This is a genomic window from Mesorhizobium sp. B2-1-3 (genome assembly GCF_006442495.1).
GTDB lineage: Bacteria > Pseudomonadota > Alphaproteobacteria > Rhizobiales > Rhizobiaceae > Mesorhizobium.
This window is the reverse complement of the sequence record NZ_VFWL01000005.1, coordinates 1-22,705: the sequence shown is the minus strand read 5'-3', so window position 1 is coordinate 22,705 and position 22,705 is coordinate 1. Positions and strand designations below refer to the sequence as shown.

General features: G+C 62.6%; 26 protein-coding genes. 15 read left to right on the top strand and 11 right to left on the bottom strand.

Going from position 1 to position 22,705, the window contains the following annotated elements:
• Positions 1-10: 10 nt before the first annotated feature.
• From FJ973_RS10825 to lptF, 4 genes are all read right to left on the bottom strand, one after another.
• Entirely contained in the window at positions 11-943 is a 933-nt protein-coding gene (locus FJ973_RS10825) for a peptidylprolyl isomerase (RefSeq protein ID WP_181167198.1), read from the bottom strand.
• A 90-nt stretch (positions 944-1,033) separates the two neighbouring features.
• Positions 1,034-3,454, bottom strand: coding sequence for an LPS-assembly protein LptD (locus FJ973_RS10820; RefSeq protein ID WP_181170890.1), 2,421 nt, complete (start codon positions 3,452-3,454; stop codon positions 1,034-1,036).
• Positions 3,454-4,536, bottom strand: coding sequence for an LPS export ABC transporter permease LptG (gene lptG, locus FJ973_RS10815; protein ID WP_140494432.1), 1,083 nt, complete (start codon positions 4,534-4,536; stop codon positions 3,454-3,456). The genes FJ973_RS10820 and lptG overlap by 1 nt, the downstream gene beginning before the upstream one ends.
• Positions 4,536-5,738 carry an LPS export ABC transporter permease LptF gene (lptF, locus tag FJ973_RS10810; protein ID WP_140517856.1) on the bottom strand — a complete coding sequence of 401 codons (1,203 nt, stop codon included), beginning with the start codon at positions 5,736-5,738 and terminating at the stop codon, positions 4,536-4,538. Before lptF ends, lptG begins: the two co-directional genes overlap by 1 nt.
• A 362-nt stretch (positions 5,739-6,100) precedes the next feature.
• Here lptF and FJ973_RS10805 point away from each other — a divergent pair, with 362 nt between their 5' ends.
• Positions 6,101-7,621, top strand: a complete 1,521-nt coding sequence (locus FJ973_RS10805; protein WP_140555739.1) for a leucyl aminopeptidase — start codon at positions 6,101-6,103, stop codon at positions 7,619-7,621.
• Positions 7,622-7,630: 9 nt separating this feature from the next.
• On the top strand, positions 7,631-8,080 hold the full coding sequence (locus FJ973_RS10800) for a DNA polymerase III subunit chi (RefSeq protein ID WP_140517858.1): 450 nt from the start codon (positions 7,631-7,633) through the stop codon (positions 8,078-8,080).
• A gap of 93 nt (positions 8,081-8,173) precedes the next feature.
• On the opposite strand, the gene FJ973_RS10795 is transcribed toward FJ973_RS10800, so the two are convergent.
• Both FJ973_RS10795 and FJ973_RS10790 read right to left on the bottom strand, forming a co-directional pair.
• Complete coding sequence (locus tag FJ973_RS10795) at positions 8,174-8,773, bottom strand: YdeI/OmpD-associated family protein (protein ID WP_140517859.1); 600 nt, start codon at positions 8,771-8,773, stop codon at positions 8,174-8,176.
• Between the two features lie 140 nt (positions 8,774-8,913).
• Positions 8,914-9,378 (bottom strand): carboxymuconolactone decarboxylase family protein, encoded by a 465-nt coding sequence (locus FJ973_RS10790; RefSeq protein WP_140555737.1) that lies wholly within the window; start codon positions 9,376-9,378, stop codon positions 8,914-8,916.
• An 85-nt stretch (positions 9,379-9,463) separates the two neighbouring features.
• Between FJ973_RS10790 and FJ973_RS10785 the strand changes: the two genes are divergently transcribed.
• The 5 genes from FJ973_RS10785 to FJ973_RS10765 all read left to right on the top strand — a co-directional run bounded on the left by FJ973_RS10785 (position 9,464) and on the right by FJ973_RS10765 (position 12,479).
• Entirely contained in the window at positions 9,464-10,123 is a 660-nt protein-coding gene (locus FJ973_RS10785; protein WP_140555735.1) for a TetR/AcrR family transcriptional regulator, read from the top strand.
• 37 nt (positions 10,124-10,160) lie between these two features.
• Complete coding sequence (locus FJ973_RS10780) at positions 10,161-10,772, top strand: hypothetical protein (protein WP_140555734.1); 612 nt, start codon at positions 10,161-10,163, stop codon at positions 10,770-10,772.
• Positions 10,769-11,617: a 23S rRNA (adenine(2030)-N(6))-methyltransferase RlmJ gene (locus FJ973_RS10775; protein ID WP_140494416.1), complete on the top strand. Its 849-nt coding sequence runs from the start codon at positions 10,769-10,771 to the stop codon at positions 11,615-11,617. Before FJ973_RS10780 ends, FJ973_RS10775 begins: the two co-directional genes overlap by 4 nt.
• A gap of 35 nt (positions 11,618-11,652) precedes the next feature.
• Positions 11,653-11,913, top strand: coding sequence for a DoxX family protein (locus FJ973_RS10770; protein ID WP_181165134.1), 261 nt, complete (start codon positions 11,653-11,655; stop codon positions 11,911-11,913).
• A gap of 113 nt (positions 11,914-12,026) precedes the next feature.
• Complete coding sequence (locus FJ973_RS10765) at positions 12,027-12,479, top strand: hypothetical protein (protein ID WP_140494414.1); 453 nt, start codon at positions 12,027-12,029, stop codon at positions 12,477-12,479.
• Between the two features lie 133 nt (positions 12,480-12,612).
• Here the strand turns inward: FJ973_RS10765 and FJ973_RS10760 are convergent, their stop codons facing one another.
• On the bottom strand, positions 12,613-12,924 hold the full coding sequence (locus tag FJ973_RS10760; protein WP_140520635.1) for a transcriptional regulator: 312 nt from the start codon (positions 12,922-12,924) through the stop codon (positions 12,613-12,615).
• Positions 12,925-13,150: 226 nt separating this feature from the next.
• On the opposite strand from FJ973_RS10760, the gene FJ973_RS30870 reads away from it, so the two are divergent.
• Positions 13,151-13,321: a hypothetical protein gene (locus FJ973_RS30870; RefSeq protein ID WP_181167200.1), complete on the top strand. Its 171-nt coding sequence runs from the start codon at positions 13,151-13,153 to the stop codon at positions 13,319-13,321.
• A gap of 108 nt (positions 13,322-13,429) precedes the next feature.
• On the opposite strand, the gene FJ973_RS30865 is transcribed toward FJ973_RS30870, so the two are convergent.
• Positions 13,430-13,717: a hypothetical protein gene (locus FJ973_RS30865; protein WP_181167201.1), complete on the bottom strand. Its 288-nt coding sequence runs from the start codon at positions 13,715-13,717 to the stop codon at positions 13,430-13,432.
• Positions 13,718-14,295: 578 nt separating this feature from the next.
• Between FJ973_RS30865 and FJ973_RS10750 the strand changes: the two genes are divergently transcribed.
• Positions 14,296-14,892, top strand: a complete 597-nt coding sequence (locus FJ973_RS10750) for a glutathione S-transferase family protein (protein ID WP_140494408.1) — start codon at positions 14,296-14,298, stop codon at positions 14,890-14,892.
• A 62-nt stretch (positions 14,893-14,954) separates the two neighbouring features.
• Here FJ973_RS10750 and FJ973_RS10745 read toward each other — a convergent pair whose 3' ends face one another.
• Positions 14,955-15,611, bottom strand: coding sequence for an outer membrane protein (locus FJ973_RS10745; RefSeq protein WP_140555730.1), 657 nt, complete (start codon positions 15,609-15,611; stop codon positions 14,955-14,957).
• Between the two features lie 411 nt (positions 15,612-16,022).
• Between FJ973_RS10745 and FJ973_RS10740 the strand changes: the two genes are divergently transcribed.
• From FJ973_RS10740 to FJ973_RS10715, 6 genes are all read left to right on the top strand, one after another.
• Positions 16,023-16,784 (top strand): SDR family oxidoreductase, encoded by a 762-nt coding sequence (locus FJ973_RS10740; RefSeq protein WP_140555729.1) that lies wholly within the window; start codon positions 16,023-16,025, stop codon positions 16,782-16,784.
• Positions 16,781-18,844, top strand: a complete 2,064-nt coding sequence (gene uvrC / locus FJ973_RS10735; protein WP_140520632.1) for an excinuclease ABC subunit UvrC — start codon at positions 16,781-16,783, stop codon at positions 18,842-18,844. Before FJ973_RS10740 ends, uvrC begins: the two co-directional genes overlap by 4 nt.
• A 171-nt stretch (positions 18,845-19,015) precedes the next feature.
• On the top strand, positions 19,016-19,612 hold the full coding sequence (pgsA, locus tag FJ973_RS10730) for a CDP-diacylglycerol--glycerol-3-phosphate 3-phosphatidyltransferase (protein WP_140494400.1): 597 nt from the start codon (positions 19,016-19,018) through the stop codon (positions 19,610-19,612).
• Between the two features lies 1 nt (position 19,613).
• A complete protein-coding gene (moaD, locus tag FJ973_RS10725; RefSeq protein ID WP_140555727.1) occupies positions 19,614-19,868 on the top strand; it encodes a molybdopterin converting factor subunit 1 in 255 nt (84 codons plus the stop codon).
• 1 nt (position 19,869) lies between these two features.
• Positions 19,870-20,352, top strand: coding sequence for a molybdenum cofactor biosynthesis protein MoaE (locus tag FJ973_RS10720; protein ID WP_140517865.1), 483 nt, complete (start codon positions 19,870-19,872; stop codon positions 20,350-20,352).
• A gap of 91 nt (positions 20,353-20,443) precedes the next feature.
• Positions 20,444-21,205, top strand: a complete 762-nt coding sequence (locus FJ973_RS10715; protein WP_140494392.1) for a YbaY family lipoprotein — start codon at positions 20,444-20,446, stop codon at positions 21,203-21,205.
• Positions 21,206-21,231: 26 nt separating this feature from the next.
• On the opposite strand, the gene FJ973_RS10710 is transcribed toward FJ973_RS10715, so the two are convergent.
• Entirely contained in the window at positions 21,232-21,840 is a 609-nt protein-coding gene (locus FJ973_RS10710) for a class I SAM-dependent methyltransferase (protein WP_140520628.1), read from the bottom strand.
• Between the two features lie 131 nt (positions 21,841-21,971).
• Positions 21,972-22,394 (bottom strand): nucleoside-diphosphate kinase, encoded by a 423-nt coding sequence (ndk, locus tag FJ973_RS10705; RefSeq protein WP_010915217.1) that lies wholly within the window; start codon positions 22,392-22,394, stop codon positions 21,972-21,974.
• Positions 22,395-22,705: the final 311 nt, after the last annotated feature.

Genomic DNA, 22,705 nt, shown 5'->3' with positions numbered 1-22,705 from the left:
CCTGTCCACCTCAGCGCTTGACTATGCGGGCTTTTGCCTTCAGCTCGTCGACATATTTCTTGCTGAGATCGTCGGCTGCCTTGTCGTTGGAGCCTTCGCTCTGGAACACCATCTGGGCGACCTTGTCGTCGGACACCTCGCGCGACGAACAGATGCCGATGAACTCGACACCGCGCTCCGTTTGGCGGGTCGGCGTGGCGCCGCCAACCTTGGTGGCCTTGATCTGCTCGGCCCAGTCCGGCGGCAGTTGCGGCGCCAGCACCCGGCCGAGATCGCGAACCGTGACGTCGATCAGGCCCTTGGCGAACTGCCGCGTCGTGTTGCAGCCATTGAAGCGGGCACGCATGGCGTCGGCTTCGCGCTTGCGCTTGCCCAGCGTCGCGCTGCGTTCGGCCGCCGGCACGACGAAGATGACCTGCTGGAGCATGTATTCAGTGGCGCTCGGCTTGGAGCCGCCCTTGTCGAGCATGCGCCTGACCGCGTCCTGCTCGGTCACGCTGCCGCCCTCGCCGGAACGGTACCGCGCGCTCAAGGCCTGATTCCAGGCCATCTGGGCGCGGATGAACTCTTTGAAATGGCCCTTGCTGACGCCGGACTTTTCCATGACGCCGTCGAGCTGGCTGAGCTGCATCTTGTTGCTCGAGGCAAAGCGCTGGTACGCGGCCTCGACCTGCGCGTCGCTGATGTGAATCCCAAGCCGTCTGGCTTCGGCCATGCGCAAGGTCTGATCGATCATTTCCTGGCCGGCGTCGCCCTTCTTGCGCTGCAGCTTGAGGAAGGCGGCGCGATGCGCGATGTCGCCGCTGGTGATCGGTATGTCGTTGACGACGTACTTGATCTCGCTGGCGAAAGCCGGCGGCGTGATGACGGTCATCGACACGGATGTCGCCGCCACAAGCAGCGCCAACCCTGCTGAAAAGAGGTATTTCCTCATCGCAAACATCCCAATTCTATCCCGGTCCCGCCCAACTTCATCCTTCTTCGGGGTTTGTGAAGTCCCTGCCAGCCCTATGCGGCGAAACGATGTCGCGGGCTACTGGGTGGTGTCGAAGGCGCTGCTCGACGATCCGAAATCGCCGAGGGTGCGGAACGACAGGTTGAAGCCGATGCTCTGCGTCACCTCCCTGGTGTTCAGGTCGCGCGACTGCGAGTACGTCATCAGATAGGTGAAGCAGGAATCATTGTAGGCGAAACCGACCCCGTCCTTGACCAGCAGGCTTTCCTCGAGGTCATAGGTTCCCGTCCCGAACACGCGCCAGTTCTCGGCAAGATGCGTGGACGCGCCGAGCGTGACCTCGTGGCGGTCGGTGGTGAAGCCATAGAGCGGCTGAGCCTGGATGAAGGCGTATTTGGCGCTCAGCGATACCGGCAGGCCGGAATAGGCGGCCTTTACCTCGGCGCGGCGAACCTCGAAGCTCTGCTCGTCGAAACGGCCGCTGACCGAGGCGGCGAACCCGTTCGGGCTGCTGACGCCAAACAGGCCAACATAGTCCGACTTGGTGTTTTCGAGGCCCGAATAGGCGCCGACATTGACCAGGTCCGGCGCGTCGAAGGAGTTCTCGCCGCCGATCTGGTAGGACTGGCCGAAGATGGCGTTGGTGCCCCAGCCGTTGATGTAGGAACCGGAATAGCGAAGGCCCACATTGGCGCGCGAGCCGCCTTCGATGCGGTCATAGCCGGAGAACTTGTCGCGCTCGAACAAGGTGCTCGCGTCGAAGACCATGCTCTGGGCATCTTCGTTCGGCACAGCAAGGCCGCCGACATATTGTTCGTTCGGGCGCAAGAACACCTGCGCCATCGGCTCGAACACATGACTGGAGCCGCTGGTCATGGAAAACAGCAGCGGCCAGCTCATCTCGAGTCCGGCGGTTGCCATATAGCGGGCGAAAGAGGAGCGCATATCATCCTGCTCGCCCAAATTGGTCGCCATCTGGTTGACGGCTGCGAGTGAAGCTGATGACGCGTTGACATAGTCGACGTCGCCCTGCAGCGCCAGTAAGGGTGTCAGCACCAACCCGTCATCGGTGACAAATGACCGCTTCCATTCGGCTTGGGCGGTGAGCCGGCCGGATTCGCCCTCGATGCCGCGCACACGTTGGGTGCCTGAAGGGGGGAAGTAGGGAGTGAAATAGGTCTCGTCGAGGTCATCGCGGCGGATGACGCGCGAATTGACGTTGAACGACAGCTGGCCGCCTGCGACCGATGTATCCGGAATGTAGGCATAGTCGAGCGAGGGCAGCACCCAGGGCTGCTGGCCGCTTCGCGCAGCGATGCTGCTGTCGAGCGTGTTTTCCTGCACCTCGAAATGCATGGCGCGCAGGTCGAAATAATTACGGCCGTCGAGCCCCGTCAGGTAAACCGACGACTGGTGAACGTACCCGTTGTATTTGTCGATGGCGTAGGTATTCGAGAAGTTCTTGTCGGTCTGCAGCAGCACGTCCCAGCCGAAATTCCAGCGCGAATTGATGGCGAACTGGCCTTGTGTGCCCATCATGCCGCGGAATTTGTTGGGATCGCCGGCCTCGCCCGAATCGATATTGCGGCCGGCGGCGTCGATGAAGGCATCGGGGTCTCGCTGCTGAATCCCCGCGATCTTCAGGCTGTATTCGCCATTGTTGAAGCGCTGGCGCCACTCGGCCTCACCGAGAAAGCCCTGCTTGGTAAAGCCGGTGCCGGTGACGGTCAGGTCGTAGGTCGGCGAGAGCGCGAAATAATAGGGGACCTTTACCCCCACGCCCAGATCGCTTTTGAAGACGATGCCGGGGATCAGGAAGCCGCTCTTGCGCTTCACCGTCGGGTCGGCGATCTCGAACGCCGGCAGGTAGGCGAGCGGGAAGCCGAAGAATTCGAAATTCGCGTTCTCGAAGCGGACCGTCTTCTTTTCGCCGTTCCAGATGATCTTCCTGGCCTTCACACGCCAGGTCGGCGCCTTGTCGGGCTTGTCCTCGCACGGTTCGCAGGCAGTGTAGACGCCATTGTGGAAGGTGGTCAGCACGCCGCCCATGCGTTCGGCGCTTTCGGCGGCGAAATAGGCCTTGTCGATGGTTTCGACGCGGAGCGCGTTGACGAAACCGTCGGCGAAGTCGTCGGTGATGTCGATATGATCCGAATTGATCTTGGTGCCGTCGCTGTTGATCACCTCGACATTGCCGCTTGCGACCATGCGCTTGGTGTTGCGGTTGTACTCGACCTTCTGCGCGACAAGTCGGTTGCCGCCATAGTCGATCTGCACGCCGCCGACGGCGGTCACGGTCTGATTGTCGTTGTTATAGACCAGCGTATCGGCCGCCAGCAGCATCTGCGAGCCGGACGGCACCTTGGTCGCCATGTCGCCGACATCCTGCGCGATCGCAGGCAGCGGAACCGCGCATGCAAACAGGCATGCCAAGGCGGTCGCCGCATAAAGGCGCGCCAAACCGGCCTGCCTGTTACTGGGCAAAAAGGCCTCCCTCACTAGCCGTCTTCCTTGTATAGCAGGAAAGTCACCCCGAAGAACATAGCTACCACGACCGGCACCCAGGCAGCTACGACAGTCGGCACGAACCCCGCCACGCCGAATGCCTTCACCAGCACCGAAACGACATAAAGCAGAAACCCGGCAACGACGCCACCCAGAATCATCGTTGCTGATTGCCCCATCCTCGCAAATCGCATTGAAACTGTTGCCGCAATCAGCGTCATGGCGACGAGCAGGAACGGCAACGCCACCAGCGAATCGAACTGCATGGCAAAGGCATTTGCCTTGAGACCGAAAGAACGGGCAACCTCGATTTTTCCCGGCAGATCGTAGAATGGAATGGTCTCCGGGCGCGCCAGCCGCTCCTGCACGAATTCGGGCTTCAGATTGGTCGGCACGCGATCGTTTGCCGCAGGCTGGATGGTGCCGTTCCTGAAGGTCTTGACGTCCTGCAATTCCCAGTAGCCGTCCCGCAGATAGGCGCGCGCGGCATCCTTGCGCTCGACGATATCGCCTTGCGGGTCGAGGATGAAAAAGACAGCGTCAGCCATCTCCAGGCCCTGATTGAGGATGGCGCGCGCTCCGATGATGGTGTCTCCGGAGCTGGTTTTCTGCCGGATCCAGGGCGCGGCGTCGGCCGACACCGTATTCGACTTGCCCGAGCGCAACTGGGTTTCGATCTGTTCGGACCAGGAAAAGGCGTGCGCTGCGAGCGGGTTGATGAGACCGACCGACAGGACGCCGAACAACAGCGCTCCGATGCAGCACGGCAGAAGGAACTGCCAGGCCGAAACGCCGGCTGAGCGCGCTATGACCAGTTCATATCTGCGGTTGAGCGAGACCAGCGTCGCCATCGCCGAGAAGAGACCGACAAACGGCACGGTCTGCAGCATGATCATCGGCATCCTGAGTCCGGAAATGGCCAGCGCCGTTCCATAGGTGAAGCCGGGCAGGCCGGTCGTGCGGCCGGAAAGCTCGGTGAAATCGATCAGGAACACCAGCGCAAGCAGGCCGATGAAGAACCACACGGTGATCGTGACATAGCGGAAGAAGAAGTAGCGTCCCAGCGTCCAGCCCATTAGCTGACCCCCTGGCCCGAGGCGCTGCGCCGGGACAGGCGCAGCTTGACGGCATTCCAGGCGTCAGCCATCCGGCTGGCGAGATTCGTCAGCCAATCTGCCCAGGCCACTGGCAGTTCCATCGTCCGGTTGGATGCGATGAACCAAATTGCCACCGCCGACGACACGATGGGCACGCCGTAGACCATATACGCATATTGCGGGACCTCGTCGGCCTTGCTGGCGGCGAAGAAGCCCAGCCAGCGCACGAACAGCGATATCGCGATGGCCGTGATCAGCGGATTGACGCGCGCCTCGCGATGCGAGCGTGCGTCTCCGGCGACCGCGAGTGCGATCAAGGCGAAAACCATGGAATAGAGCCATTCCGAGAACCGCTGGTCGACCTCCGCCCGGTATTCGTTCGGGCGCTGCTGGTAGACCTTGTCGTTGGCACTCGGGTTGAGCAGGTACTGGGTCGTCTGGTCTTTTGGCATCAGCGTCACCTCCGACGCTGCCGCCATGAAGGCCGACATGTCGAAGGCATAGGAGGTGAAGCGGATGACCGAGAGGTCGCCGGTCAGTGTCTTTCGATGGATGACGCCGTCATTCATCATCAGCACCTTTTCGCCGCCGCGTTCGATGATGCTGCCCGTCTTGGCATAGTAGACGAGGTTGACGCCTTCCTCGCGCGAATCCGCGACGAAGATGCCGCCCAGCCGGTTGTCGGGAAGCCGCTCGCCTATCTGCAGGAACAGCCCATCATCGATCTTGCGGAATGTGCCCTCCTGGATGATCAGCGACAGAAGATCCGCGCGTGACTCCGCCACCAGCATCCGGTTCTTCTGGCGCGCGTAAGGGTCGATGCCGTTGTCGACGGCGAAGGAAAAGACGCTGGCCGCGGCCGCGAGAATCATGATCGGCCGCACGATGGTCCAGCGCGAGGCGCCCGCTGCGTTGACGACGGCGAGCTCCGAATCCGAATTCATGACGCTGAGCGTCTGGGCAACCGCCACCACGAGCGCGAAGGGCACCACGATCGGAATGATCGAGGGAAGAATGAGGGCCGCAACCTCGAAGAAGGTCAGCGCCGACTGGCCGCTGTCGGTGACGAGGTCGATCTTGGCCAGCACCTGCGTCGTCCAGACAATGGCCAGCGTCCAGGCCAGCGCTGCAATAAAGACCACGAAAGCGCGGCGCATGATGTAGCGTTCAACGACCTTCATGAAGGCTTTTCTCAATTTTCTCGAACGGCATCATGCCACCGGATAAGGGTAGCCGTCCGGCGACGCCCGCACAACTGGCTGCGTCGGGCTCTGTCAGGCAGACGATCCGGTTCCCGTCCCACATCGCGCGCCAAGTTGGGCCGGAGTGTCGGCGGGATTGGATAAGAAAGGGCGAACATCGATGGTTAACAACAGGTTGCGGCCAAAAAGCGGAGCCGTGCCGCGACGAATCGCCGTCGATTCATGTGCCATATGGGGAGCCCGTTTGGCAAAGTCTTGCCAAATGCCGGAAAACGACCAAATGTCGCGGATCGCTTCCAACCGCTTCGCGCGAGCCGCGCATTCCCCGAAAGCAGGACATGATGAACCAGAGACCCTCGATCGCCTTCGCAAAATTCGCCGCGCCGCAGACCGCCGCGAACAGGAAGGGGACGGTCTTCGTGCTGGCGGCGGATGATGGCGGCCTGAGCGAAACCGCCGCGGCGTATGATCCCGGCAAGACGCTGGAACGGGCCTTCCCTGTGGCCGAATTCACGGCCAAGTTCGCCAGCGTGGTGGAAGTGCTGACGCCACAGGCAAGCTCGCTCGACAGGCTGGTCGCGATCGGCGCCGGCAAGGTATCCGGGCTCGACGAATACGCCTGGACGAAGCTTGGAGGCACCATCGCGGGGTCGCTACGCAAGGCGACGGACGTGGCGGTGGTGCTCGACGTGGTCGGCGCCTCGTCAAGCGGTGCGCAGACGGCCAGCCTTGCCGCGGGTATTCTTCTGCGCAGCTATTCCTTCGATAAGTACAAGACCAGGAAAGACAAGGACGATGGCCAAGGCGACAAGGCCGAGCCGAAAAAGCCGGCCAAGATAACCATCCACACCGCCGATCCGGCGGGCGCGAAGAAGGCCTTCGCCGAGACTGAGGCTGTGATCGACGGCGTGCTTTTGGCGCGTGACCTCGTCAACGAGCCGGCAAACGTCCTGGGACCGGTCGAGTTTGCCGCCCGCGCCAAGGAACTGGAGGCCCTCGGCGTCAAGGTCGAGATCCTGGCCGAGAAGGAAATGAAGAAACTCGGCATGGGGTCGCTGCTCGGCGTCGCACAAGGCTCGCCGCGCGGCGCCCGCATGGCCGTCATGCAGTGGAACGGCGGCAAGGCCAAGGACAGCCCCGTCGCGTTCATCGGCAAGGGCGTCACCTTCGACACCGGCGGCAATTCGATGAAACCGGCATCCGGCATGGAGGACATGAAGGGCGACATGGGCGGCGCCGCGGCGGTGACCGGACTGATGCATGCGCTCGCCGCCCGCAAGGCGAAGGCCAATGTCGTCGGCATCATCGGGCTGGTGGAAAACGCCGTCGACGGCCATGCGCAGCGTCCCGGCGACATCGTTACCTCGATGTCGGGCCAGACCATCGAGGTGCTCAACACCGATGCGGAGGGGCGCCTGGTGCTGGCCGACGCGCTCTGGTACTGCAATGACCGCTTTCAGCCGAAGTTCATGGTCAATCTGGCGACGTTGACCGGCGCGATCATGGTCGCGCTCGGCCAGCACTATGCCGGCCTGTTCTCCAACAATGACGAACTGGCGGAACGCCTGGCGACAGCCGGGCAGTCGACGCAGGAGCGGCTGTGGCGCATGCCGCTCGGTCCTGAATATGACAAGCTGATCGATTCCAAGAATGCCGATATGAAGAACATCGGCGGCCGCTATGGCGGCGCCATCATCGCCGCGCAGTTCTTGCAGCGCTTCGTCAAGGACACGCCCTGGGCCCATCTCGACATCGCAGGCACCGCCATGGGGGCGCTGTCGAACGAAATCAACCAGTCCTGGGGTTCCGGCTTTGGCGTGCGGCTGCTCGACCGGCTCGTGCGCGACCACTACGAGAGCTGATCGGGACCCATGGCCGACGTGCTGTTTTATCACCTGACTGAATCGACGCTGGAGGATGCGCTGCCCGGCCTCCTTGAGCGCAGCGTCGATCGCGGCTGGCGCGCCGTGGTGCAGACCGGCACCGAGGAGCGGCGCGACGCGCTCGACCAGCATCTGTGGACGTTCCGTGACGATTCTTTCCTCGCGCACGCCACCGACCGCGAAGCCCATCCCGCCGAGCAGCCGATCCTTTTGACCACCGGCGAAGCCAACCCGAACGCGGCGCAGATACGCTTTCTGGTGGACGGAGCGGCGCCGCCTGACCTTGGCGGCTACGAGCGCGCCGTATTCCTGTTCGACGGTCACGATGCCGCCCAGGTCGAGGCCGCCCGCGGGCACTGGAAGACGATGAAAGACGCCGGCCACGCGGTGACCTACTGGCAGCAGACGCCCGACCGCCGCTGGGAACGCAAGGCTTGAGGGACGTCAGCGGCGGCTGATCACTGCCTTGTTGATAATGTGGATCGCGATCATCGAGCCGGAAGAAACCTGTCGCTCGTCACATGAGCAGCCTTACTTCTTCACTTGCGGATGGATCGTCTCCCCGCGCTTGAGCATCTCGACAAAAGTCTCGATCTTCTTCCTGCGCCCGGCTTCGGTCTTCATGTTGTGGATACGGAAGGCGAGCGCGAAGCGGTTCTGCGCGCTGAGTTTTTCGAGCATTTGCCGAGCCTCTGGCTCGGCATCGATCGCGGCCTGCAGGTCATCGGGAATTTTCATGTCCTTGCCGCTGGCATAGGCACGCGCCCAGCGGCCATCGGCCTTGGCGGCTTCGACCTCGGCGAGCCCATGCCGCGTCATCCGGCCGTCGTCGATCAGCCGGGCGACATTGTCGATGTTGATCTGGCTCCAGATGCTTTTCTTCGTCCTCGGCGTGTAACGCTGCAGGAAGCTCTTGTCGTCGAGCCCCTTGCGCACCGCGTCGATCCAGCCCCAGCACAGCACGACCTCGATCGCCTCCTTTGCCGAGATCGACTTCAGTCCCGAGCCGGTCTTGTGGATTTTGATCCAGACCTCGGTTTCCCTGTCATGATGTTCACCGAGCCAAGTATAAAAGCTCTCGGCGTCCTCGAATTCGTGCACCTTGTCGGGGTCGACCTTGACCGGCGCCATTTGCGGCCTCGTCCATGCTTTGCGATTGCACTTTCAATGCGGCATTTCCCGCTGGATGACAATCGAAGGCGAAGATGACGGCTGTCGGATGAGGGCAGTTCTGCGGTGGCCCGCAGGCGCGGACCACCGCGGGTGTCGTTTCACTGCCCGCCCATTTCCTTCTTGAACGTGTCGAAATCGACCTGCATGCCATTGAAGATGGTGCTCCAATGGCGGGTCAGCGCCGCCATCGCCACCGCCTCCTGGATTTCCTCATCGGTAGCGCCGGCGCGCTTGGCGTTTTGCGTGTCCGACCAGATGCAGTAGTTGCACGGGATCTGCGCCGCCACTGCCAGCGAGATCAATGACTTTACCTTTGGCGGCAGCGCCGTCTTGTCGCTGAGTTCGATGGCCTTGACCTCGGCCCAGGCGCCGGGCAGACCGGCTTTGGGAAGTTGCTTCACAAAGCTCGGCACGCCGCCCATGGTCGACTGGATGTCCTTTATGGTTGCATCGTAGTCGTCGGCATAGGCAGGGGCCGCGGCGAGGACGCAGGCTAGGGCGGTTAGAGCCAACGCACGATGGAGGGACGAATGCACGGATTTGGCAATGCGATGGTGTGACATGTTTTCCTCCTCTGGTCTTTGTTAGCCTTACTGTGTAAGGTGAAGTGAAAAATGAACCTTACGCTGTAAGTTGTCAAGCGCGGCCATGGACTCATCGATCAAAAAAAAGCGAGCACGCGGACGGCTGTCCCGCGAGATGATCGAGAATGCCGCTTTCGAGGTGATCGAGAAGGAGGGCCTTTCCGGTTTTTCGATGCGCAAGCTCGCCGCCGTGCTCGGCTGCGAGGCGATGAGCATTTATCATCACTTCCCCTCGCAAGCGCACCTCTATGAGGCGTTGGTCGATCGCCAGGTCAGCGGGATGGTTATCCCCGACGACAGCATGCCGTGGCGCGACAGGATTCGGATGGTCATGCATGAGTTTCGCCGTGTTGCGAGGGAGCACCCGGCCTTTGCGCCATTCCTTGTCGTCTACCGGATGAATTCGCCGCCTTGCCTTGCGATGCTGAACGGCGTCATCGGCCTGTTCGAGGCTGGCGGTTTCGGCCCGGAACTCAGCGCCAGGCTGTTTCGCACCGCCAGCTATTATCTCATGGGCGCGATCCTCGACGAGACCGCGGGCTACGCCAAGGGCCCGTCGGCGGTGACCACCGTCGACGACGAGCAACTGGCGAAGGATTTCCCCAGTGTCATGGCGGCCGGGACCTATTTCGGCACCGGCGGTTTCGACAAGACATTCGAACTCGGCCTTGACATGCTATTGGACGAAATGGAGCGCCTGCGCGACAGCGCCAATGCAGCCTAATTGTCCGGCAACGTCCGATTACAAGGTGATTCCCTGAATGCGCTTTCTGTTCCTGTTGATCCTGCTCGCCGGCATCGGCGTCGGCGCCATCTATCCATGGGCGATGACTAATTTCTCCGGTCACCAGATCGGCAGCTGGCGGGTCTATGAGGGCGGCCGCTTCAGGCAGGTCACAGTGCCGCTTGCCGCGCGCGATGCGCCGGTCAGGGTGCTGGTCGACTTGACCGCGAGGGCCGAGCGCATCGTTTCGCAGCAGCGCACGGTGCTGACGCTGACAGCCGCCTCCGGCGGCCGCACGGTGCTTGCCTCGACGCTTCAGTTCAATCATTCCGACAATCCGCGTCAGGCGAGCCCGCAACTGCCCGACAAGATCTTCCGCGATGAGGCTGGCGTGATCCGGACCGTCGGCCCCGGCCCCTATGTCTTCACCGTCGGTCCCGGCGACGCTGACGACATCCCGATACGCGCGGTCGATCTTGTCTTGCGCTCCGGTGTGGGCGAGACCGACAGCCGTGCGCGACCGGTTGGCTTCGCGCTGATGGCGATCGGCTTGATCGGCTTCCTGCTGTCCTTGCGTTCTGCCGGCGGCCGGCCGCAAAATCCGAATTCACAGCCACCGCCGCCACGTTGGGGCAGGGGTTCCACATGAACTATCGCCACGCCTATCACGCCGGAAATTTTGCCGACGTCGTCAAGCACGTCGTGCTGACGCGGCTGCTTGAATATCTGAAGCAGAAGGACAAGGCGTTCCGCGTTATCGACACTCATGCAGGCATCGGCCGCTACGATCTGTCCTCGCTCGAGGCGCAGAAGACCGGCGAATGGCAAGGCGGCATCGGCCGGCTGGTCGATGCTGCGCCCGAAGCCCAGGCCGCAATGCTGCTCGCGCCCTATCTCGACGCGGTGCGTGCGTGCAACGCAGACGGTCCATTGAAAAAATATCCGGGCTCGCCGCTGGTCGCGCGGCACCTTCTGCGTAAGCAGGACCGGCTATCGGCGATCGAGCTGCACCCGAAGGATGTCGCGAAGCTGAAGACGGAATTCGCCGGCGATTTCCAGACAAGGGTGATCGAGCTCGACGGCTGGCTGGCGCTCGGCGCACACCTGCCGCCGAAGGAAAAGCGCGGACTGGTGCTGATCGATCCGCCATTCGAGGAAGAGGGCGAGTTCGGCCGCCTCGTCGACGGGCTGGCGAAGGCGCACAAGCGCTGGCCGGGCGGCATCTATGCGCTGTGGTATCCGATCAAGGACCGCAAGGCGGTGATTGGCTTCCGCAAGGCACTGAAGGAAACCGGCGTTCCGAAATTGCTCGACATCGAATTCGAAATCCGGCCCGCGTCGCAAGAGCCCAGCCTCGACGGCAGCGGCCTGGTCGTGGCCAACCCGCCTTTCACGCTGGAAGGTGAATTGCGCATTCTCCTGCCGGCCCTGCACAAATTGCTGGTCTTGGAAAAGCCGGCGCACTGGACGCTGAACTGGCTGGCAGGGGAGTAGCAGCGGGATGCAGGCTGCGAGCGGCGTCCTTACAGATGCGCCAAGACAAACAGTTAAAGCGGGTCTGCGGCCGGCCCGGCTCCGCTCCGCTGGAATTGGTGGCCGGCTTCTGCCTCGCCATCGGCGCCGCGGTGCCCTATGCCGCCGGCGCGCTCATCCTGTTCACGGTGGCGGCGAACCTGCTCGTCCTGCCCTTCTGGCGCCATCACGGGCCGGAAAGGCAGGCGCTGAGGTCCGCCTTCCTGGTCAACATCGCCGTTATCGGCGGGCTGCTGCTGGCGGCGCGCCCCGGCTGATGGCCGGCGGCCAAAGTCGGCGGCCACGCCCTGGAAACCATTGTCAATGCAATCGCTTGACCGCCGCCCGGCGAATCCCGCACAGTGCGCGCAATCGACCTTGAGAGGCTGCCATGACTCGCTTCGCCCGCTCCGCCCTTGCCGCCCTGATCTCGCTCTGCACGCCATTTGGCACATCGCTTGGCTTCACCCAGGCGGCGCAAGCCGCCGATCTTGCCGTCTATTCTGACGAGGACAGCGGCATTTGCGGCGAAGCCTGGGTGCTGAACAAGATCACCAGCCGCTTCTCCTATCAGGTGCGGCACGTCCCGCACCTGCCGGATGTCGCGATCACCGATTTCCACCGCATCCACCAGCACCGCTACTTGCCGGCCAGCGAGGAATGGCCGATCGGCCGGCGCTATTGCGGCGCCACGGTCGCCCTGTCAGATGGCCGCGACCGCGCCATCTGGTACCTGATCGAGGAAGGCCAGGGCTTTGCCTCGATCGGCGACAATGTCGAATTCTGCGTCTCGGGCTTCGACCGCTGGATGGTCTACAACGGCCGCTGCCGCATCCTGCGCTAGCGGGCGGTTTCCAGTCTCGATTTCGTTAGAGCCTGCGGCTCAAGCCGCGGGCCTTTTCTGCGACTCGGGGTATCGGCCCTGACGAAAATATGTGCCGCGCGGCACGCGCCGACAATGTTTGCCAATCGCAGTGCTATTTCCTGCCTCGCGTCGCCTCGGCTTCACCGATGATCTTTCGAAGAAAGGCAACGTGACTGCGAAAAGCGCGGCGCCCGATCGTCGTTGCTTTGATCCGTGTCCGCGGCCGCCGCCCGACGAAAAGCTTTTCAACATCGACGTAGCCCGCTTTGGCCAGCGTATCGAGATGCGCGCCGAGATTTCCGTCGGTGGTTTCGATCATGGCTTTCAGTTGCGTGAACTCCAGCGCCTCGCGTCTTTCCAGCGTGTTCAGGGCGGCCATGATCCTGAGCCGTGTACCCTGATGGATGATGTCGTCGGCACTCATCAATGGCTCCAATGCTGCGGACCTTGAGCTGTCACCCTACGGCTCTGCAGCCTCGGGCAGTACTAACCATTCGCCTTTGTGAACGACATCGAACACACTTGCCAGAATACTCTGGTATACAGAGTAATCTGTCAATTCAGTGATGAAGCCAGGCTTGACAAGGTGATCTCCAGATCGGCGCATCGCATTGCACTTGTAATCCGAAGGGACCGGTCGCCTGCAAAAGATGATCATTCTCTATAAGCCGCAGCTCATGATATTCGCGGCCGAAGATCAATGCGCGAAGCTGCTTGCTGATCTTTGCAGCTTCATGGCAGGCGCGCCGACGCAGCGCATCGAGAATGTCGATGCCAAATTGCTGGCGATATCGGAAGATAACGCCATATTTTTGCGATGATGAGTGTGATCATGTGTCGATCGCAACGAAAATTTAAGCTGAGAAAATCATATCATTGCTTCGCTGGCTAGCGAGGCGCGAGTCAGATAAGCATGACACGCCGGGCCATTAACGGTCGTCGGCATAACGCAAGGGGCATCGCATGGCTAAGCAGTCATCAAAAGCGCCGGCATCCAAGGCACCGGCAAAGAAAGCACCTGTAAAAGCGGCGGCGGCGAAAGCCGCGACCGCGGTCAAGAAAGCAGCACCCGCTGCCAAACCGAAGGCGGCAGCGCCGAAGGCAAAGGCGGCACCGGCCAAAAAGCCGGCAGCCAAGGCCGCCGCGAAACCGGCGGCGAAGAAGGCAGCGCCCGCCAAGGCCAGCGCCGCATCCGCAAAGAAGGCTGCACCGGCCAAGAAGGCCGCTCCGGCAAAGAAAGCCGCTCCGGCCAGGAAGCCGGCTGCGAAGGCCGCGGCCAAGCCCGCTGCAAAGAAGACAGCCCCTGCCAAGGCTCCGGCCAAGGCTGCCGCGGCGAAGTCTTCGGCACCGGTGAAGAAGGCGGCGCCAGCCGCCAAGAAAGCAGCGCCGGCGAAGGCCGCGAAGAAGTAGTCGCGTTTCTTCGCGCCGGGGACGGTGTCGGCAGAAATGAGGGCAGGTGCCGTTGAGGCCTCGCGCCCTCTGCTCTGGCATTGGGGCGCAACGAGAGGGGCGGACGCCAGATATCTTTCGCAGCTCCCAGGACTTCGCCGCAGGGCGAAGTCCGGTGGGCTTTTTGTTGCGCGCTATCGTGCGGCGGCGGAACGATCGTTGGTCTTGTCCGGCCTGTCGGAGTGTTGCCGCCGTCACCATGTGGCGCATCCTGATCAAGGCGTACAAGAGACCAGGGCATGCAGGAGTGGTCGCCGGCTGCTGGCGGCTGGTTTTTCCGCTTCTGGCTGTTGCGCGGGGAAGGGCGCCCGGTCAACAGTGACGGGCTGCCAACAGGAACCCGATCATGCCGAAGCTGCTTTACGCCTCCACGTCCCCCTATAGTTCCAAGGTACGAATGGCGGCCCTTTATGCCGGCATCGCGGTCGACCTGGCGCCTGTCAAAACCGAAGACAAGCCGGCGGAACTGATCGGCGCCAATCCGCTGGGCAAGATCCCCGTGCTGGTGCTCGACGACGGCCGCTCGATCCACGACAGCCGAGCCATCACCCAGCAGCTCAACCGGATGTCGAAGAGCGCGCTGTTTCCGCGCAATCCCGACAAGCGGCTGGAAGCGGAAGTGCTGGAAGCGTTGGCGGACGGCATCTGCGACTGTGCGCTGTCGATGGTTTATGAGCGCCGCACGCGGCCCGAGGAGATGGTCTACCAGCCCTGGCTCGATCGCCAGTGGGCGAAGATCACCGCCGCGCTCGATCTACTCAACGCCAATCCGCCGAAACTGCCGAAGAAGATCACCGCCGGCCAGATGGCGCTGCGCGCCTGCCTTGGCTACCTGGCGCTGCGTTTCGCCGGGAAATGGGAAAAAGGCCGCAACCGGCTGGTCCGCTGGGCCGCGCGCTTCGATGAGAAATTCCCGGACCTGAAACCCTGCGTTCCCGCGTGAGCGGCCGACAATAAAAAAGCCGGGCGCGAGGCCCGGCTTCTTCGTGTCGTGGCTTGAACGACTTAGAACTTCATACCGACGCCGAAGGTGACGCGGTTGTCGGTGGCCTTGACCTTGCCGATGCCATCGAAGTCCTTGCTGCCGAAGTCGGTGTAGCGGTATTCGACGCGGCCGAACACATTGTCGGTCAGCTTGATGTCGGTACCAAGACCGGCGGTCCAGCCGATCAGGGTGGCGCGGTCGCTGGCGCCGAGGACGCTGTCCTCCACCTTCAGGCTCCTGCCGGCGAGACCACCGGTGCCGTAGAGCAGGATTTCCGGGGTCACAGCGTAGCCGAGACGGGCACGCAGCGAGCCTTCGAAGCCGGCCTTGGAGTCGATGCCATTGTCGTCGCCCTTGACGCCGTTGTAGCCGAGTTCGGCTTCACCGCCGTAGACGAAGTTCTCCTGCTGCCACTGATAGCCGCCGAAGACGCTGCCGATGAAGCCCTTGGTATCGGTTTCAACGTCGAAATCCTTTTCCTTGGTACGGCCGCTGAAGCCATAGCCAAGATTAAGACCGGCATAGGGGCCGGCCCAGGACGCGACGGGCAGTTCGGCGACCGGGGCAGGGGCCGGCGGCTCTTCCTGGACCACATCGGCGGCATAGGCAGTTCCACCGAGGGCGAAGAGCCCGAGCGCTACGGCCAGCGGCCGTGCGAATTTGAGATTGGCTTGCATTGTTGTTTACTCCTTAAGCCACAGGACACAGGCTTGTTCTTACGATCGCCCATCAACCCGTCCGGGGGGTGAAACGGATCTGGCGTTCGTCGGTTCCAAATGTCGTGTCGAAATACGGCTGAAGCGAACCTGAACTTGGGTCATTCCCCGGCGCGAATGAGGCAGAAATTTGGCGTTGCATCTTCGCAACAGCGAAATGTCAGCAGATTGGCCGTGCTGCACCGCAGGTGGCTTGGTGCAAGGAGTCCAGCCTCCTATATTGTGTTGAGGCCGGCTCATTGCCGGCCGGCTCGAAATGCCGAACCGGCCGTTTCGCCACAATGTTGCCGCAGCTGCGAACGCCATTTAACGGGTGGCGGGCCATAATTTGCCGGCGCCCTCCTTCGCGCCGAAACCGAGGATTGACAACAGATGAGCAAAGCCACCGCGGCGCTGGTGACGGGCGGGGCAAAACGGATCGGTAGCGCGATTGTCGAGGATCTCGCCGCCCACGGTTTTGCCGTCGCCATTCACTGCAACCGCTCGCGCGACGACGCGGATGCGCTTGCCCAGCGGATCAACCGCGCCGGCGGCCACGCCGCCGTGGTCGCCGCCGATCTGACCGATATGGCCGAGGTCGGCTACCTGGTCGGCCGCGCCGAAGCCGCGCTCGGGCCGATCTCGCTGCTGGTCAACAACGCTTCGCTGTTCGAGGACGATTCGGTTCTTGATTTCGACTGGCAGGGCTGGGACCGCCACTTCGCCATTCATGTGAAGACCCCGGCACTGTTGACGCAGAACTTTGCCCGGGCCCTGCCGGACGGGCAGGAGGGGCTGATCGTCAACATGATCGACCAGCGTGTCTGGCGGCCGACGCCGCGCTACTTCTCCTATGCGCTGTCGAAGTCCGCCTTGTGGACGGCAACCCAGATGATGGCGCAGGCGCTCGGCCCGCGCATCCGCGTCAACGCCATCGGTCCCGGCCCGACCTTGAAGAACGCGCACCAGGACGACAGTGACTTTGCCGCGCAGCTCGCCGGTCTCATTTTGAAACGCGGCCCGCAATTGCCGGAATTCGGCGCCACAATCCGCTATCTCTGGGAAGCCCGCTCGGTTACCGGGCAGATGATCGCGCTTGATGGCGGCCAGCATCTTGCATGGCGCACACCTGATGTGACAGGCATGACGGAATGAGTCCCGCAGAGCAGAAACACAAGATGCGTGGCGGCGCCGACGATCTGCCACCCGAAATCGACCTCGAGGACGAGGCGGCGGAGGAGATCGTCGAACCGGCCGGCCCGGACGTCGCCTTCACCGCCATCGACTGGACGCCGCATGCCGGCGATGCCGACGGCATGGTCGGCGCCGAAGTGATCCAGACGCTGGTCAAGCGGCTGCCCAATGCGCCGGGCGTCTACCGCATGATGAATGCCAATGGCGACGTGCTCTATGTCGGCAAGGCCCGCAGCCTGAAGAAGCGCGTCACCAATTACGCGCAAGGCCGCTTCCACACCAACCGCATCGGCCGCATGGTGCGCGAGACCGCGACGATGGAGTTCGTCGTCACCCGCACCGAGATCGAGGCGCTGCTGTTGGAGGCCAACCTCATCAAGCGGCTGCGGCCACGTTTCAACGTGCTGATGCGCGACGACAAGTCGTTTCCCTACATTCTCTTGACGGGCGACCATGTCTCGCCCGGCATCTACAAGCATCGCGGCGCGCGTTCGCGCAAAGGTGATTATTTCGGCCCCTTCGCTTCCGCGGGCGCGGTCGGCCGCACCATCAATTCCTTGCAGCGCGCCTTCCTCCTGAGGAGTTGCACCAACTCCTTCTACGAGAACCGCACGCGGCCTTGCCTGCTCTATCAGATCAAGCGCTGCGCCGGTCCGTGCACCGGCGAGATTTCGCATAGCGACTATGCCGAGCTGGTTGCCGAGGCGAAGGATTTTCTTTCCGGCCGCAGCCAGAAGGTGAAGACCGAGATTTCGGCCGCCATGCAGCAGGCCTCGCAAGACCTCGATTTCGAGCGCGCCGCCATCTATCGAGACCGGCTGGCGGCACTCTCGCACGTGCAGAGCCACCAGGGCATCAATCCGCAGACCGTCGACGAGGCCGATGTCTTCGCAATCCATCAGGAGGGCGGCCAGGTCTGCATCCAGGTGTTCTTCTTCCGCACCGGCCAGAACTGGGGCAACCGCGCCTATTTCCCGAAGGCCGATCCGGCGCTGGAAGGGGCCGAGGTGCTGGGCTCGTTCCTGGCGCAGTTCTATGACGACAAGCCGACGCCGCGCGCCATTCTGCTGTCGCACGCCGTGGAGGACCAGGAACTGTTGGCCGAGGCGCTCTCGACCCGCGCCGGCCGCAAAGTATCGATCTCGGTGCCGCAGCGCGGCGAGAAGAAGGACCTGACCGACAACGCGTTGCAAAATGCCCGCGAGGCGCTCGGCCGTCGGCTGGCCGAAACCTCGACGCAGGCCAGGTTGCTCGCCGGCTTCGCCGAGACCTTCGGGCTCGAAAAGCCGCCGGTGCGCATCGAGGTCTACGACAATTCGCACATCATGGGCACCAACGCCGTCGGCGCCATGGTCGTCGCCGGGCCGGAAGGTTTTGTGAAGAACCAGTACCGGAAATTCAATATCCGCTCGACCGAGATCACGCCCGGCGACGATTTCGGCATGATGCGCGAAGTGATGGAGCGGCGCTTTTCACGATTGCTCAAGGAGCATGGCGATGTGACGCCCAACGATGCCGCGGCAGGCGAGGCGGACAGCGATGAGGGCGACATGTCGGGCGGCTTCCCTGCCTGGCCCGACGTCATCCTGATCGATGGCGGCCAGGGCCAGATGAGCGCCGTGCGCAAGATCCTCGCCGATCTCGGCATCGAGGACCGGGTCGTGGCCATCGGCATCGCCAAGGGCCAGGACCGCGACGCGGGCCGCGAGCGCTTCTTCGTCAAGGGCAGGGACTCGTTTTCGCTGCCGGTACGCGACCCGGTGCTCTATTTTGTCCAGCGCCTACGCGACGAGGTTCACCGTTTCGCCATCGGCTCGCACCGGGCCCGCCGCAAGAAGGAGATGGTCAAGAGCCCGCTCGACGAGATCGGCGGCATCGGCCCCAGCCGCAAGCGGGCGCTGCTGATGCATTTCGGCACCGCCAAGGCGGTCGGTCGCGCGGCAATCGAGGACCTGGTAAAGGTCGAAGGCATTTCCGAGCAGGTGGCCAGACTGGTTTACAACCATTTCCACGAGAACTGATGCATGTCGCCCGAAAGCGACCGTCGGCTCCCGGGCGAAGCAAGGAGCGGCGCGGCGTAGCCCGCGAGATGACAAGATTGGCCTATTTTTGCTGGCCAATCGATTTTGGCCTGTTGACCCCCTACATCAGCTTCTGATTTGAGTACGCAGGCAGAAAGAGTTCCCCCGGATATGGCTCAGCGCGCGTTCAACCTTCCGAACATCCTCACCTACGCCCGCATTATCGCGGTGCCGCTGGTGGTGCTGTGCTTTTTCCTCGAGGGACATCTGAAGTCGAGCGACTTCGCCCGCTGGTCGGCGCTGATCATTTTCCTGCTGGCGTCCATCACCGACTATTTCGACGGCTATTTCGCCCGCGCCTGGAAGCAGACCTCGAACATCGGCAAGATGCTCGACCCCATTGCCGACAAGCTGCTGGTCGCGACATGCCTGCTGCTGCTTGCCGCCGACACCGACCGCCATGCCGGCATTGCCGGCTGGTCTCTGTGGGCGGCGATCATCATCCTGTGCCGCGAAATCCTGGTTTCGGGCCTGCGCGAATATTTGGCGGCGCTCAAGGTCTCCGTGCCGGTGACGCAGCTTGCCAAATGGAAGACCACTATCCAGATGGTCGCCATCGCCTTCCTGCTCGCCGGTCCGGCCGGCGACAAGATTTTTCCGCTGACCACACAGACCGGCCTGGTGCTGTTGTGGATCGCTGCCCTGGTCACGCTTTATACCGGCTATGACTATTTCCGTGCCGGCCTCAAGCACATCATGGACGAATAGGATGACGAAGCTCATCTACTTCGCCTGGGTGCGGGAGCGAATCGGCAAGCCGGACGAAGACGTGGACTTGCCGCATGGCGTCGACACGGTTGCGGACCTGTTGCGCTGGCTGAAGTCGCGCGGCGAGGAATACGACCATGCGCTGCAACATCCCGACGTGATCCGCGTCGCTATCAACCAGGAACATGTCGAGCACGGCGAAAAGATATCTGGCGCGCGCGAGATCGCGCTGTTTCCGCCGATGACCGGGGGCTGAGATGGCCGGCGCGGTCGTACCTGTCGTGCGCGTCGAGGCGCAGGATTTTGACGTCGCCGCCGAAATCGCCAGACTGACGCAAGGCCGCGCCGACATCGGCGCTGTGGTCACCTTCTCGGGCCTGTGCCGTGACGAGCAGGGGACGCTCTCGGCCCTTGAGCTCGAGCATTATCCGGGTATGGCCGAGGCCGAAATCGCCCGCATCGCGGCCGAAGCGGTTCAGCGCTGGCCGCTGCAGGGCATCACCGCCATCCACCGTCATGGCAAGATCCGGCCAGGCGAGAACATCGTGCTGGTGGTGGCGGCCTCCGTGCATCGGCAAGCCGCGTTCGAGGCGGCGAATTTCCTCATGGATTATCTGAAGTCGCAGGCTCCCTTCTGGAAAAAGGAGCATCATGCCGACGGCTCCGAGGGCGGCTGGGTCGAGGCCAAGGAGAAAGACGAGCAGGCGGCAGGGCGCTGGAAAAGGCCACCGTCCGAATAATTTTGCATCAGCCACGCATTGACCGCAATCCTTTGGCCAATTCGTTGTTGGTCAGCCTGGGCTGTGGCCAGCCCGGGGAAGGGAGATGGTCGTGCTGGACAGGATAGCGGAGTTCTTCGTCTTCGGTTTCGTGCCTCTGGTCGTCGGTATACTGGCCGTGCCGGAACTCTCCGTGGCCGCCGAAAAAGCCCTGAAAGGCGAGGTGACCTACCGCGAGCGCATCGCTTTGCCGCCCAATGCCGTGCTCTCGGTCCAGCTTGCCGATGTCTCGTTGGCCGACGCGCCCGCCAAAATCGTCGGCGAACAGAAGCTGACGCCGGCAGGCCAGGTGCCGATCAGCTTTGCGGTCAAATTCGATCCGTCCCGGATCCAGCGGCGGATGACCTATGCGTTGCAGGCCCGCATCACCGTCGGCGACAGGCTCCTGTTCATCTCGGATGAGCGCCATCAAGTCGATCCGCTGACCGATGCGCCGCAAACAATCATGCTCAAGATGGTGACGCCAAGTCCCGAGCCCACTGCTTCCGTTCTCGATCAGCTTTGGCTTCTCGATTATGTCGACGGCGTAGCCATCACCGCATCGCAAGCGACATTCCGGGTGAGTGAAGCAGGCAAGGCCGACGGCAACGGTCCCTGCAACAGCTATTTTGCCACCGCCAACCTCGATGGCCAGAAGATCGCGATCAGCGACATCGGCTCGACCTACAAAGCCTGCGCGCCCGAGGTGATGGCGGAGGAAAAGGCGCTGTTCGAGGCTCTGGCAAAGGCGGCTTCGTATAAAGTCGATGCCGGCAAGTTGACCATCGCCGACGGGAACGGCCGCGAGATCCTGCGTTTCAGCGCCGCGAGCTGATGCCGTGAAACGGCTGTCGGCGGAGGTCAGCCGCTCATTTTTTCGAACACGGCGCCATAGTGGTAGGGCGGCACCTCGACCAGCTCGATGAATTTGAGGCCGGCCGCCTCGACGGCCGTGATGGTCTGTTCCGGCGATATCCTCAATTCGGTCTTCGGTCCGCGGGGCTCGCCGAGCACCGTGGTTTGTTCACGCGGCTGCTGATGCCAGTTGACGACAACAAAGCGTCCGGCAGGGACGAGCGCTTCGCTAACGGCTCGCGCCAGCCGTGGCCGGTCCGGCACGCCGTGGAAGGCGTTTGCCATGAAGATGAAATCGACGGGGCGGGATATCAGGCTCGCGAGTTCATAGGCATCGCCCGCTACGAGATCGAAATTCCTCGTGCCGTTTTCATTGAGCCGGCGACGGGTGACGTCGAGCAGGTCGGTATCGATATCGATGCCGACGACATGGCGGGCGACCCTGGCGATGGGCAACGTAAACCAGCCGTCGCCACAGCAGAGGTCGGCCACCTCCATGCCCGGCTTCAATCCCGTTGACGAAAGCACGGCACCGGGGTCGGGCCACAGCACCTCCCACCAGCCGCTCGATGGCATCTCGGTGCCCTGGAAGAAGCCGGGAATGGTGCTGGTCATGCTTCGCCGGCTCCCTGTGCCTGACCGACTTTAGCGCGGGCAAGGGTTCAACGGCAGTGCCGGATCGATCCGTTTCAATGAAAAAGGCCGGCAATCCGCCGGCCTTTTTCGGTCACAATGCCAGGGTCGGCTCAGCCGACGATCTCGGTGTCGGAGAACCAGTACTTGATCTCCTGCGCGGCGGTTTCCGGCGCGTCCGAACCGTGCACCGAATTCTCGCCGATCGACAGCGCATGCACCTTGCGGATGGTGCCTTCGGCGGCGTTGGCCGGGTTGGTGGCGCCCATCACCTCACGGTTCCTGGCAATGGCGTTCTCGCCTTCCAGCACCTGCACGATCGTCGGCGCCGACGACATGAATTCCACCAGCTCGCCGAAGAACGGACGATCCTTGTGGACGGCGTAAAAACCTTCCGCCTCACGGCGGCTCATCCAAACGCGGCGCGAAGCGATGACGCGCAGACCGGCATCTTCCAGCATCTTGGTGATAGCGCCGGTGAGATTGCGCCGCGTTGCGTCCGGCTTGATCATGGAAAAGGTGCGTTCGAGCGCCATTGGGTCGTCCTTGTCTGGTTGGATTGGGAGTGGCGGGCTCTATACAAGCCGGCCGGCCCATTGCCAAGAGGAAGTCGACAGAGGTGTCGTAAGCACATGAGTTGTCCGGATTAGGTAGCACGTGAGTTGTCCGGTTTTATCGCCAGCGGATGGAGGCTGGGGATGAAGCGGACAGCATGGCTACAGGACCGGAGAATGCAAAAGTTTCGGGACGTATTGAGCCGCTGGAATGGCGGCGATCTTTCGATGATGGAGGCAGGCGAGTTGCTTGGCATGTCGGAGCGGCAATTCCGACGCTACCGCGACCGGTA